We start from the raw sequence: 12,937 nt of genomic DNA, 5'->3' as shown, positions 1-12,937 counted from the left end.
TTCTCTTTATATGTTTGTTGAAATTGGACATTTCTCTTTAATACTGGCCCTGTTTTTTGCGGTGGCTCTGGCCTGTCTTCCTATTGTTGGTTATTTTTGCACTAATTTAGTTTTGTTAGCCACGGCTCGGCCTTTGACTTTAGTCATGTCTGTGTTGGTCATGTTGGCGTTTCTAGCGCTTACCTGGGCTTTCGTAAGCGACGATTTTTCTGTGCTTTATGTTACTCAAAACTCCAATAGCCAATTGCCAATGCGTTATAAGATCAGTGCAGTGTGGGGAGGACATGAAGGTTCTTTATTGCTGTGGGTATTGATTCTGTCAGCTTGGTGTTCTGCGGTAGCGCTTCGCATTCGATCCTTGCCGAGTGAAATTGGCCCCTTGGTTCTGTCGGTATTAGGCTGGGTGGCGAGTGGCTTTTTGGCCTTTCTGTTGTTTACTTCTTCGCCTTTTATTCGAGTGCTGCCTGATGTGCCGACGGATGGAGGAGATTTAAATCCTCTCTTACAGGATATTGGCCTAATTCTTCATCCACCTATATTGTACATGGGCTATGTAGGATTTTCCGTTGCCTTTGCTTTTGCTGTGGTGGCTTTGTTGACGGGGAACCTGAATGCCGCTTGGGCTCGATGGGCTCGGCCTTGGACGGCGTTGGCATGGGCCTCATTGACGCTCGGTATTACCTTGGGAAGCTGGTGGGCTTATTATGAATTAGGCTGGGGAGGCTGGTGGTTTTGGGATCCAGTCGAGAATGCTTCTTTTATGCCTTGGTTAGCGGGTACTGCACTTTTGCATTCTTTGGCAGTAACGGAAAAGCGTGGTGTGTTTAAAAGCTGGACAGTGTTGCTGGCGATTTTTACTTTCAGCTTGTCTTTATTAGGGACTTTCCTCGTTCGTTCTGGAGTGTTGACTTCAGTACATGCTTTTGCAGCGGACCCAACTCGTGGAGTTTTTATCCTTGCCTTGCTGATTCTTCTTGTGGGCGGCAGTTTGTTGCTTTACGCGTTACGTGCCAATCAAGTTAAATCCAGTGTGAGTTTTGGTTTTAGTGGTCGTGAAGCTTGGTTATTGCTCAATAATATTTTCCTAACCGTACTTACTTTAACTGTGTTACTTGGCACACTTTATCCCTTAATTTTTGATGTCTTGGGGTTAGGTCGTATTTCCGTGGGGGCACCTTATTTTAATGCGGTTTTTAGTCCCATTGCTTTACTGTTAATGGTCTTCATGTCCCTTGGCCCCCTGTCCCGGTGGCATCGCACTAATTTGCGTGTACTCCTTAAACCAATGTGTTTCTCAGCTGCTGTTGCCATAGTAGGAGCATCATTGATTGTCTATTGGCAAGCTTTTGATGCTTGGGCTTGGGTGAGTCTTAGTGTGGCTTTTTGGGTGATTTCATTGACCTCATATGAATGGCTAAGTAAGCAATTAATAGGCTGGAAGCTTTCTCGATGGCGCCGTTTAGCTGCGGGTTACTATGGCATGTTGTTAGCGCATTTTGGCATGGCAATTTGTTTGATTGGTATTATTCTGGTAACAGTGAATAGTCATCAGGCTATGGTGAAAATGGCACCTGGAGAAGATACTGAATTAGGTGGCTATCGTTTTGTTTTCGAAAAAATGCAGATAATAAAAGGACCTAATTTTGTCTCCGATAAAGCGCATTTTGAAGTCTATCAAAATGATCGATTGATTGCGGATTTGTACCCGGAAAAACGTTTCTTTACGACGCGTCAACAAGTGATGACGGAAGCCGCTCTCGGGGCAGGTTTTACTCGTGATCTTTATATATCACTTGGTGAACAGTTACCGGATGATGCCTGGGGCGTGAGAATACATATTAAGTCGTTTGTGCGCTGGATTTGGTTAGGTGGAGTATTGATGATGCTAGGGGGCTTGCTGGCAGCAATCGATAAAGGTTACAGAAAGCGAGGCACATCATGATGAAATGGAGCCTTAGATTACTACCATTTTTTATTTTCTTAGTGTTGGCTTTAGTACTGTTTTTTCAGCTAGGTAAAGACCCACAATACATGCCTTCGGCTTTGGTTGGTCAATCCGTACCTGACTTTAGATTAGTGACCTTGGAGGGAAATGACTTAGTCACTTCTTCTCACATGCCAAAACAGCCCTATCTTATTAATTTTTGGGGCACTTGGTGCCCAGCTTGCCATGTGGAGCACCCATTTTTGGTGGAATTGGCTCAGCAAGGGGTGATCATCATTGGTATTGATTATAAAGATGAAGCCTCCGCAGCCAAACAGTGGTTGGCACAGAAGGGCAATCCTTATCAGTTAGTATTACAAGACGAGTTGGGGCAATTTGGTTTAGATATGGGAGTGACCGGCGCACCAGAGACTTTTGTCGTGAATGGACAAGGTATGATTACTTTTCGCCTGCAAGGTGTTCTCAATGAACAAAGCTGGCAAGAGGTTCAGAGGCATTTACAATGAAACCTTTACTTATCTTGATCATAAGCCTGTTTTCATTAACGGGAAGCTTACAGGCGGACGATTTATTGTCCTTTAGTTCGACCCTAAATCAAGTGCGATACCAAAGTTTGGTAGAAGAGCTACGTTGTCCTAAATGTTTAAACCAGAATTTGGCGGATTCGAATGCTGAGATCGCGATTGATCTTAGAAATCAGGTTCATAACATGATAGAAGCTGGTAAAACCGATCAAGAAATTATTGATTATATGGTGGCGCGATACGGTCAATTTGTTTTATATCGACCGCAAAACACTGGCTCGACTATGCTTCTTTGGTATGGGCCATTTGCATTACTGGCGTTGGGTTTATTGGTGTTTATTGGTGTTATTTGGCGATCACGTCATAAAAGGGCAAATCTATGATATTGAATTTGCTTTTAGTCTTAGTTCTGTTACTGAGCTTCGCTTATCTTTTTTACAGTCTTTGTTTTGTAAATTCTGGCAATGAAAATTGGCAAGATGACTTCTACCAAGCGCGTAAAAGTGAAATTGCTGTCGACTTGGCTGATGATCGTTTGACGGCAGCCGAGTCGAAACAGTTGTTAAAAGATTTGCAAACTGAAAAACAACAAAGCAGGTTAGCTGATATCAAGTGGAAAGAGACCAATGGGCTGACTTTTTGGGCGATTGGTGGATTTTTTATTATTAGTGTGTTGGGTAGTTTGCTGATTTATCAACATCTCGGATTCTCCAGAGATTGGCGTTTTCAGCAAGCCATGCAAGCACAAGAATTAACAGCCGAAAAAATAACGACTTTTTTGCAGTATCGAAGTCGTCGTTATGATCGCGCAGAAGATTGGTATTTCGAAGCAGTAGATTTGGTGCAAAAAGGTCAGTATCAAGAAGCGTTAAGCGCTTTCCAACACGCATTAGACAAATTGCCAGAGAAGAGTGCTGACAGATTGAATCTCTTAGTGGAATACGCGCAAGCCGTATTTTATGCCAACAACAATCAGAGCTCAGTGGAATTAGAGAATCTTATCGCACAAATTTTATTGCTGGATCCGCATCAAGCTAACGCATTGGGATTAAAAGGGGTTGTGGAGTTTGATCGCAAAAACTATTTGGCAGCCGTATTGGCTTGGCAAGAAGCCATTCGTTATAACGCTAACTCGACCGAGCGTTTGGCTTTGCTAACGGCCATCAATAAAGCCAGAAACTTAGGCAAGATTGATTATCAAAGTCTTCCGCCCATCATTACACATCAGATTGCGGTGCAACTCGAGTGGGATCCAAAAGACATTCAATGGCAGCCAAACCAAGTGCTTTTAGTGTATGCTCAACAGGTTGGTCAAGTAATGCCAGTGGCAATACAAAGAGTCTTTCCAAAGGATCTGGCTAGCCCTATCTTGTTGACCAATCTGGACGCTGTTATGCCAACAGCCAATCTGTCAGAGGTGCAACAAGTTAATCTGGTGGTAAAATTAGCCAATTTGCAGGACGCAGATTTGACCAAAGGTCAAATAATCGGCACAAAATCAGGCGTCTTTACAAATCGTAAAGAGATTTACGTTATCAAGTTAGCCTTGTAATTGAATCCTGATGCGCTTCGCCTGATAATATAGGCAACTTTTATTTAATACTATTTCGGACTGTGTGATGGAATTTAGCTTGCGTGAGTGGCTGATCTTAATTGGTGTTGTCATCATTGTTGTCATTTTAATCGATGGTTTTCGTCGTTATAAAAAAGGTCAACAGGCCAACTCAACAGGAAAGACGGTAAAGCGTTCCTCTGAAGAGATTGTGTTGCGTCATAAGTCATCAATCGAGTTTGTGGAAGACGAATTGCAAGATCAGCATGAGCCTGCTGTCGATCATGATCCAATTACCAGTGCCTTTGAAGCTGCTCGTAAAACATCAAAAGCGCCATTAACCGATGTCCCACATAAAGTGGATTCTGGGCCTGCGTTACAAAGAACAGAAGAGTTGCATTTAGATGAGTTAGCTTCCTTGGTACCAGAACGTGATTTTGGTGATTCAGCTATTTCTGAACAAAATTATTCGGATGATGGCTTTTATGAACAAGATGAATTAGACCTAGACTTCTCAGAAAATACCGCAGATGAGCAGCCAACCACGCATTTTCATACCGAAGATTATGAACGTAGCTATTCCGAGGTGAATTTTGACCAAGTCACACCACAAGGTAGCTTGGATGCGATGGAAGAAGAGGATGACCTTCAAGACGAAACCACTATGGCTGAGATTGAAGAAGTTATAGTGATTAATATTTTTGCACCGGAAGGGCAAAGCTTTGCTGGTATGGAACTACTCCAGTTGATTTTGAATTGCGGTATGCGCTATGGCGAAATGGACATCTTTCACCGTCACGAAGACGGTTTTGATCGCGGACGTGTGCAGTTCAGCATGGCCAATGCCATCGAACCAGGCACCTTTGATTTGGATACCATGGGCGAAAGTGACTGCCCTGGAGTCAGTTTCTTTATGGGCTTGCCCGGCCCTAAGAACAGCATGAAAGCCTTTGACTTCATGCTAGAAACAGCACAAACCCTAGTGAGAAACTTAGGTGGTGAGTTGCGGGATGAACGACGCTCGCCAATGAGTGATCAAACCATTGCCCATTGTCGTCAGCGTATTCGTGATTTTGAGCGTCGCCGATTGATGCGCAATAAGCAGTAAGATTGAATAAGACGACAAGGCCCTGCGGGGCCTTGATTGTTTTATAAGAAGTGGAAAGAGAATCTATGAGTCAACAGAGCGATTTCAGCCGCGAACATATGCTGGCGTTAATTGAGAAACTAAACGACTACAGCTATGCCTACCATGTCAAAGATGATCCTGTGGTACCGGATGCGGTTTACGATAGGGAGTATCGAGCTTTGCAAGCCATTGAGGCGGCCCACCCAGACTGGATTGAGGTCGATTCTCCGACCCAGCGTGTAGGGGAAAAACCGGACAATGGTTTTGCTAATGTCACCCACACTGTGCCCATGTTGTCACTTGATAATGCCTTTGATGATGAGTCTTTAAACGACTTTGACCAACGTATCAAAAAATTATTAGGCAAAGAAGATACCATTACCTATTGTTGTGAACCCAAATTGGATGGACTTGCTATTAGTTTGCGTTACGAAAAAGGCAGTCTAGTACGTGGAGTGACCCGTGGTGACGGCTTATCTGGTGAAGACATTACTTCCAACATCAAAACCATTCACACGGTACCAATGAAGTTACGCACAGTCTCACCTCCGGATGTGTTAGAAGTGCGTGGTGAAATCTACATGCCAAAAGAGGGTTTTGAAAAACTTAATCGACAGGCAGCAGAGCAAGGTGAGAAAACCTTCGTGAATCCTCGTAATGCGGCTGCGGGTAGTTTGCGTCAATTAGATCCGAAAATCACTGCAGCGCGTCCACTGGTCATGTGCGCTTATTCGATTGGTTATGTGGAAGGTTGGCAGCAACCATCCAGTCATTATGAAGGCTTGTTACAGCTTAATGAGTGGGGTTTTCGCACCAATGATCTTATGCAGAAGGTAGAAGGTGCAGAGGGTTGTATTGACTACTATGAAATGCTCAGTAATAAACGTGAAGCTTTGTCTTACGACATTGATGGCATTGTCTACAAGGTCGACACTATTGCTTTGCAAAATCAATTGGGTTTCATTGCCCGTGCACCCCGTTGGGCGATTGCTCGTAAATTTCCTGCACAAGAAGAAATGACACAAGTTTTGGAGATTGATTTCCAAGTGGGACGTACTGGTGCCATCACACCTGTAGCAAGACTTGAACCTGTGTTTGTGGGGGGCGTTACTGTATCCAATGCCACCTTGCACAATAAAGATGAAATTGCGCGTTTGGGCGTACAAGTAAAGGACTTTGTGGTGATTCGTCGCGCAGGCGATGTAATTCCTCAAGTAGTGCAAGTGATTAAAGATAAGCGTCCAGATAATGCTACGCCAGTGGTGTTTCCAGCAGTTTGTCCAGTGTGTGGTTCGGATGTTGAGCAAGTTGAAGGAGAGGCCGTTGTGCGTTGTACCGGTGGTCTGGTATGTGGCGCTCAGTTGAAAGAATCCTTAAAACACTTCGTGTCTCGCAAAGCCATGGACATAGATGGCTTAGGAGATAAATTAATCGAACAGCTGGTGGATCAGTCTTTAGTCAAAACCCCCGTGGACATATTTTGCTTGTCGGAAAAACGCGATGAGTTGCTGGCAATGGAACGAATGGGGCAGAAGTCGGTAGACAATTTATTGGCTTCCATTGAAGCGGCTAAGCAAACCCAATTTAATCGTTTCCTCTACGCGTTAGGCATTCGCGAGGTAGGTGAAGCGACAGCACGTGCTTTGACCAATTATTTTAAAGACCTTGATAGCTTGATGGCGGCCGATACAGAAACGCTAGTGGAAGTGGAAGACGTTGGCCCTATTGTGGCTCAGCATGTACATATCTTTTTTGAGCAAGCTGCTAATCGTGCCACCATTGCAGGATTATTAGACGCCGGTGTGGTTTGGCAAAAGCAGAAAAGTCTTGATGCTGACGCACTACCTCTGAACGGTAAAACCTATGTGGTGACTGGCACTTTGAGTCAATTTAGTCGAGATCAAGTGAAAGACAAGCTGCAAAGTTTAGGGGCCAAAGTCAGCGGTTCGGTATCGGCGAAGACAGATTGTTTGGTGGCTGGTGAAAAGGCCGGTTCCAAACTCGCCAAAGCTCAAGCGCTCAATGTGGCTGTCATTGATGAAGCAGGGGTTATTGCCTTGTTTGAAGAACATGGAGCTAACTAGATGGATACCTTGATTCCTTACGACTCTTTAGCGCCAGAAACACTGGAGAACATTCTCGACGATATTGTCTCCCGTGACGGTACAGACTATGGCAATTATGAATTGTCAGCAGAGCAAAAGCGCCAGCAGGCTTTGCAAGCATTGTCTTCAGGCAGCGCGGTTTTGTTGTTTGATACGGAAAGTGAAACCATCAAAATGGTACCAAAAGACGCCATATAAATAGGCTGTTAATGTCTTATAACGATGGATGTGAATAACTCTAATGGTGAGAGTAAGAATACAAGATGACAGTTAAACGCAGGGACTTTATTAAATACTCCGGACTTGGTGCGCTTTCTCTTTGCTTTACTACTAAGCAAGTGTTCGCTACAGCGAACTCTCAGGATGTGATCTTTCTAATTAAACAGGATGCCGCCTATCAAGATCATTGTCAGCTATTTAATAAGCGTTTGACCTTTCTGCCTAAAGTGATAGCCCTTTGCTATACAGAGAAAGGCGTTCAGCAAGCGGTAGAGTATGCAAATCAGCAAGCTTTGACTATGACCATTAAAAGCGGAGGTCATAGTTTTGAGGGGTTTTCGCTGAACAATGACGGCTTGGTGATTGATGTGTCGAATATGCAATCGATGCAGCTAACTTCCGACATGAGATTGCTTGCTCAACCCGGTGTGACGCTGCAACAACTAAATCAATTCATGTTGCCCAAGGGCCGGTTGGTACCTGCGGGGTCTTGTGGAAGCGTGGGTCTATCTGGGTTAACTCTGGGTGGTGGTTATGGCTTCTTTGCTCGAGAATTTGGTTTAACTTGTGACCATTTGATTGGTGTTAGAATGGTCACAGCAACAGGCGAAATCATAGATAGTGATCAATCACCAGAATTATTATGGGCCTGTCGTGGTGGTGGCAATGGTCATTTCGGTGTGGTAACACAGTTACGTTACCTAAGTCATTCAGCCCCTGCAACTTTATACCAGCATAGGTTTCGTTCTTTTGATTTGACGCCCAGTAAAGCGACCGACTTGGCTCGTTTTTGGTTTGCACAAACCGCTCAACTTCCTACGCATGCTTTTTCGGCTTTTGTACTGAATGGGAACACCTTAACTGTGATGTTTACGGCAACTCAAGATGATCAAAAAATGTCGGATATTCTGCACGCCTTTGATGCTCAAATGGATACCAATGCGGGTTTAAAACCTGACCCCATCGCGATTGGGGTGAAATATTACTATGGCCGTAAAAAGCCTCTAAACTTCAAAAACATCAGTGCGGGCTATTATCAAGGTTATGAGGATCTTGAATCTTGTATAGGCGAAGTATTTAGTAAGGTCATGTCGGTACCGGGAGCCTTATTTCAAATTAATACCCTAGGTGGGGCTATTAATCATCCAGAACTGGCTCAACAAGGGGCTTATCCACATCGTAATAAGACCTATCTTGGTGAAGCGCAATGCTACTGGGAAAAGAGTGAACATCAAGCGGTAGGGATGACGGTTATGAAAGAGCTGCAAGAGACTCTGGCTGCCCATGGCATCAACCAGCACTATGCTAACTACCCTGATGTCAATATTCAAGATTACACCGTGGCGTATTATGGTGATCATTATGCAAGGTTGCAGAAGTTAAAACGGCATTTAGACCCATTGGGTCGCTTTGCTTACCCACAGAGCGTAACGCTTTAAAGGCTTTTCTTAGAATACGATAATAAGTTAATAGAAAACAAAGCTTATACTCGTAACTTGAGTATAAGCTTTACAATGATTTAGTCTTTGGCTCAATCTTTCAGACAATGGTTGATGTTGTGATCCATTACCAAGGCTGGTTCTTCTTCTGTGTTACGTCCTACAACCTTGGCCGGCACACCAGCCACTGTGGTGTGATGTTCAACTGGTTCGAGCACCACACTTCCTGCTCCCACTTTTGCACCTTCGCCTACTTCGATATTGCCAAGTATCTTGGCGCCAGCGCCAATTAAAACACCTGAACGAATCTTAGGATGACGATCTCCATGTTCTTTGCCAGTACCTCCTAAGGTAACGGATTGCAGTATGGAGACATTGTCTTCGATGACACAAGTTTCCCCTACTACTAAGCCCGTTGCGTGGTCAAGCATGACTCCGCAGCCAATGGTGGCTGCAGGATGAATGTCGACACTAAAGGCCATCGACATTTGTCCTTGTAGATATAAAGCTAAGCTTCTTCTATTATTTTTCCATAACCAGTTTGCTACACGATAGGTCTGCAGTGCATGAAACCCTTTAAAAAACAATAGGGGTGTAGTGAATCCGTTGCATGCTGCATCACGTTCATTAATAGCTAAAATATCTTGCTCGATGCAGCGGACAATACCAGAGTGAGAATCTGCCATTGCTTCTTCAAATACTTCGCGAAGTACCATAGCAGGAATCGAGATGCTGTCTAACTTACTGGCGAGCAAGAAGCTTAACGCGGAACACAATGAGTCGTGACGTAATATGGTGGTGTTAAAATAACTGGCAAGAATTGGCTCGTCTTGGGCGAGTTTCTTCGCTTCAGTTTGCAAAGAGTGCCATAAATTGTCAGATGTCACAGCATAACTCATTGATGTGCTCAAGGGGTATTCACCTATGTTGATTCAAGTTTAGAATGAAGTTATAAGGTTAGGGTTAAAGTTTACAAGGGGCAAGTCCTAGATTGTCCAAGAAAGATGGAGAAACTATGTCTAAGAAAAATGTTGCTGATGCATTGCATCTATTTTATGAGCTTAATGCTTGTTTTTCGGATGCCTATTGGGAAACCAATGATATCGACCAAAAAGACCGTTTTTTTGCCATGAAATCCATCTTGCAAGATGAGCTAGATGAGCTGCACAAACTGAGTCTACAAGATCACGAATACCCATATGAACCAATGAATCCTAGTTTGCAACAACTTAGTAAGACTCTACAAACTCTGTTACCCAGCCTTAATCAAGTGGTTATCAGGCCACATACAGCGAAACGTTTTGCCGAATTAATTCCAAGCGCCTGTGAGTTGTTTGAATCTTAAGTCTAGCGGGAATGCAGTTTAGTTAGGATGAAAAGCCCCATTAGGTCATTCATTGATCAATATATATGGGGCTTTATATTAGGTGCCTCTCTATATTAGGTGTCTTTCTAGCGAAAACTTATTGTCCGCGTTTTAAGTTGCGAATAAGAAAACGGCTTGGGTGCAAGATGCGGCTGATGTTTTGCTCAAGCGGTGAGGGTGTCGATAAGATCAAGCTGGCGATATATTGTCCACTCAATGGGGTTGATACCAAACCGCGAGAACCGTGACCAATATTCAGATACAGTTGACTGGCTGGTTCGGCAATCTGATTACTTTGCCATTTGGCATTTTTACTGAGGGGCTCAAACGTTTGGCGATACTGGATGTCAGATTGAATAGGTCCAACAATTGGCGTGTAATCTGGCACGGCACAACGAAAGGCGGTTCTTCCCTGGCAGTCCGACACATTAAAAGTATTGTCGGGTAATGCTAACAAGCTTTCTAATATTTTTAAGTTACGCTCATGGCCTTCTGGGCGCACATCGGTATCTGTGTCATTAAGATCGTAAGTAGAACCAAAATGCAGCTTGCCCTTTAAAGCCGGTGAGACATAACCAAATTCACACAAAACCTGTTTAAAGTCTAAAGCTTGCGTATTACCTGTGGCTTTTATGCAGGCTTGCTCGGCCGCTTCAAGAGGCATGTTGGCGACCTGACCGCGAATGGCATAGGCCGGATTATCAGGAAGATCTTTTAACTGGTGTGTCTGATTAGCGGTGCAAATCACCACATGGGAAAAAAAATGCTTTTCCTTACCATTGCTGACTTGCCAAACCTTATCTTGAGTGTTTTCTTCTTGAACTTTGCTGATCGACTGCAATTTGCAATTGAGTTGGACATGAATTTTGTCATGACTGAGTAAGTGTTCGCACAGGGCTTGTGGGGCGACCCAGCCAGATAAAGGCAGATGAAGGCTACCCGGTTTCTGCTTAGAAGCTGTTAATACGGTTTCAGGATATAGCTTGGCTGTTAAGAGTTTCTCAAAACGTTGCGCTTCCTTTGCGTTTTTAGGAATTTGCAACAAACCAGATTGACGCCAAAATTCGCCATCTGGATCGAGTGTTTGATACATGGCCGCAGCCTGCAAAAAACCGCTTAAATAAAAACGGTTAAGAGGAGTATCTTCAGCTGCCAGTTTAGGATAAAGCATGCCTTGTGGATTACCGGATGCGTGTTTGGCAATTACATCTTCTTGTTCCCAAACCGTTACTTCAATACCTTGCTGAGCTAAAGCAAAGGCGGTATGCGCACCAGATAGGCCGGAACCAACCACTAACACGCGACCAATTTGTGCTGGCGAGTCTTGTCGTACATTAAACCATGCTTGTCCTTGCGACATGCGTTCCGATAAGGTTTTGCTCGTTTTCTCAAGTTGACCGATCGCCATTTCGCGCTTATGACCAAAACCTTTTACTTTGCGAACGTCGAAACCCACTTGTTGTAAACCGCGGCGTACTATACCTGCGGCGGTAAAGGTAGCGAAAGTAGTTCCTTGATGGCTCAGACGGTGAATGTGGTGGAATAACTTTTCGCTCCACATTTCTGGGTTTTTACTGGGCGCGAAGCCGTCTAAAAACCAAGCGTCCACATCCGCGTCTAGACTTGCAAAGCCTTGCTCTGCTTCACCAAACCAAAGGCTGAGCTGGATCCGTCCATTGGCCAGCGATAAGCGGTGTAAGCCATGGCAAGCTTCAGGGTAAACCGCTATGAGCTCTTCACTAAAAGATGTTAATGATGGCCACATCTTGAGCGCAGAGTGCAAAGCATCTTTGCTCATGGGGAATTTTTCCACCGAGATGAAATGCAATTGTTTATCCTTTGGGGCGCAGTCAAGAAAGCCTTGTATAGCGCAAAGAAAATTGAGTCCGGTGCCAAATCCCGTTTCAGCAATCACAAAATGGCGCTGAGTCATACTTGACCAACGCTCAATCAAACGATTGTGTTTTATGAAGACATAACGGGTTTCTTCCAGGCCAGATTCCTTATCGAAATAAACGTCATCAAATTCACTGGAAATGGGCGCGCCTTCCGGGCTCCAATCCAATTTTGGAGAAGCAAGGCGATAACTATTCAACACGCGTTATGCTCTCGATCATAATGGGCGTGCTAGGAACATTTTGAAATGGGCCGAGGTTGCGAGTATCCGTCACTGCGATATTATCGATAACCTCCATACCGGTTACAACATTACCAAACACGGTATAACCTGCTCCACCACGGGCTCCGTGGTTGAGAAAACTGTTATCTACTTGATTTATGAAGAATTGGGAAGTGGCACTGTTTGGATCTTGAGTTCTTGCCATGGCTAGAGTGCCGCGATTATTCGCCAGCCCATTGTCGCCCTCATAGGCAACCGCCTTATGTGTGGATTTGCGTTCCATGTCTTTGGTAAAACCGCCACCTTGAATCATAAAACCACGAATCACACGGTGAAAAATGGTGTTGTCGTAAAAGCCTTCATCAACGTAGCGTAGGAAGTTAGCGACGGTTTTTGGTGCCGCCTGTTCATTTAAGTCTACTCGAATAGTGCCCTGTGACGTTACAATGTCAACTTGAGTTGCCTGTGCTTGAATACTAAAAGCTAGAAGGGTGAAAGCCGTTATGATGAGGTGACGCATTAACAAATTCCTCTTAGTT

General features: G+C 44.2%; 12 protein-coding genes. 9 read left to right on the top strand and 3 right to left on the bottom strand.

The genetic code is table 11. The annotated features are described in order from the left end of the window. Positions 1-10 precede the first annotated feature (10 nt). The 8 genes from ABXS85_RS07405 (at position 11) to ABXS85_RS07370 (ending at position 8,913) form a co-directional block, all read left to right on the top strand. A complete protein-coding gene (locus ABXS85_RS07405) occupies positions 11-1,942 on the top strand; it encodes a heme lyase CcmF/NrfE family subunit (RefSeq protein WP_353669401.1) in 1,932 nt (643 codons plus the stop codon). Continuing rightward, a complete protein-coding gene (locus ABXS85_RS07400) occupies positions 1,939-2,451 on the top strand; it encodes a DsbE family thiol:disulfide interchange protein (protein ID WP_353669400.1) in 513 nt (170 codons plus the stop codon). The genes ABXS85_RS07405 and ABXS85_RS07400 overlap by 4 nt, the downstream gene beginning before the upstream one ends. After that, positions 2,448-2,852 carry a cytochrome c-type biogenesis protein gene (locus tag ABXS85_RS07395; RefSeq protein WP_353669399.1) on the top strand — a complete coding sequence of 135 codons (405 nt, stop codon included), beginning with the start codon at positions 2,448-2,450 and terminating at the stop codon, positions 2,850-2,852. The genes ABXS85_RS07400 and ABXS85_RS07395 overlap by 4 nt, the downstream gene beginning before the upstream one ends. Continuing rightward, entirely contained in the window at positions 2,849-4,021 is a 1,173-nt protein-coding gene (locus ABXS85_RS07390) for a hypothetical protein (protein ID WP_353669398.1), read from the top strand. The genes ABXS85_RS07395 and ABXS85_RS07390 overlap by 4 nt, the downstream gene beginning before the upstream one ends. A gap of 67 nt (positions 4,022-4,088) precedes the next feature. Beyond that, complete coding sequence (gene zipA / locus ABXS85_RS07385) at positions 4,089-5,129, top strand: cell division protein ZipA (protein ID WP_353669397.1); 1,041 nt, start codon at positions 4,089-4,091, stop codon at positions 5,127-5,129. A gap of 65 nt (positions 5,130-5,194) precedes the next feature. Next, positions 5,195-7,234, top strand: a complete 2,040-nt coding sequence (ligA, locus tag ABXS85_RS07380) for an NAD-dependent DNA ligase LigA (RefSeq protein WP_353669396.1) — start codon at positions 5,195-5,197, stop codon at positions 7,232-7,234. Continuing rightward, the gene (locus ABXS85_RS07375; RefSeq protein ID WP_353669395.1) at positions 7,235-7,453 is read left to right on the top strand and encodes a YheU family protein; all 219 of its coding nucleotides are present in this window, start codon (positions 7,235-7,237) and stop codon (positions 7,451-7,453) included. A gap of 65 nt (positions 7,454-7,518) precedes the next feature. Then, the gene (locus ABXS85_RS07370; RefSeq protein ID WP_353669394.1) at positions 7,519-8,913 is read left to right on the top strand and encodes an FAD-binding oxidoreductase; all 1,395 of its coding nucleotides are present in this window, start codon (positions 7,519-7,521) and stop codon (positions 8,911-8,913) included. A 92-nt stretch (positions 8,914-9,005) separates the two neighbouring features. Here the strand turns inward: ABXS85_RS07370 and cysE are convergent, their stop codons facing one another. Beyond that, positions 9,006-9,812 (bottom strand): serine O-acetyltransferase, encoded by an 807-nt coding sequence (cysE, locus tag ABXS85_RS07365; protein ID WP_353669763.1) that lies wholly within the window; start codon positions 9,810-9,812, stop codon positions 9,006-9,008. Between the two features lie 116 nt (positions 9,813-9,928). Between cysE and ABXS85_RS07360 the strand changes: the two genes are divergently transcribed. Further along, positions 9,929-10,258, top strand: a complete 330-nt coding sequence (locus ABXS85_RS07360) for a hypothetical protein (protein ID WP_353669393.1) — start codon at positions 9,929-9,931, stop codon at positions 10,256-10,258. Between the two features lie 118 nt (positions 10,259-10,376). On the opposite strand, the gene mnmC is transcribed toward ABXS85_RS07360, so the two are convergent. Continuing rightward, positions 10,377-12,377: a bifunctional tRNA (5-methylaminomethyl-2-thiouridine)(34)-methyltransferase MnmD/FAD-dependent 5-carboxymethylaminomethyl-2-thiouridine(34) oxidoreductase MnmC gene (gene mnmC, locus ABXS85_RS07355; RefSeq protein ID WP_353669392.1), complete on the bottom strand. Its 2,001-nt coding sequence runs from the start codon at positions 12,375-12,377 to the stop codon at positions 10,377-10,379. Then, positions 12,367-12,918 carry a peptidylprolyl isomerase gene (locus ABXS85_RS07350; RefSeq protein WP_353669391.1) on the bottom strand — a complete coding sequence of 184 codons (552 nt, stop codon included), beginning with the start codon at positions 12,916-12,918 and terminating at the stop codon, positions 12,367-12,369. Before ABXS85_RS07350 ends, mnmC begins: the two co-directional genes overlap by 11 nt. Positions 12,919-12,937: the final 19 nt, after the last annotated feature.

The sequence above is a fragment of the Marinomonas sp. THO17 genome (assembly GCF_040436405.1).
Lineage (GTDB): Bacteria > Pseudomonadota > Gammaproteobacteria > Pseudomonadales > Marinomonadaceae > Marinomonas.
This window is presented reverse-complemented; position numbering and strand designations above follow the sequence as displayed.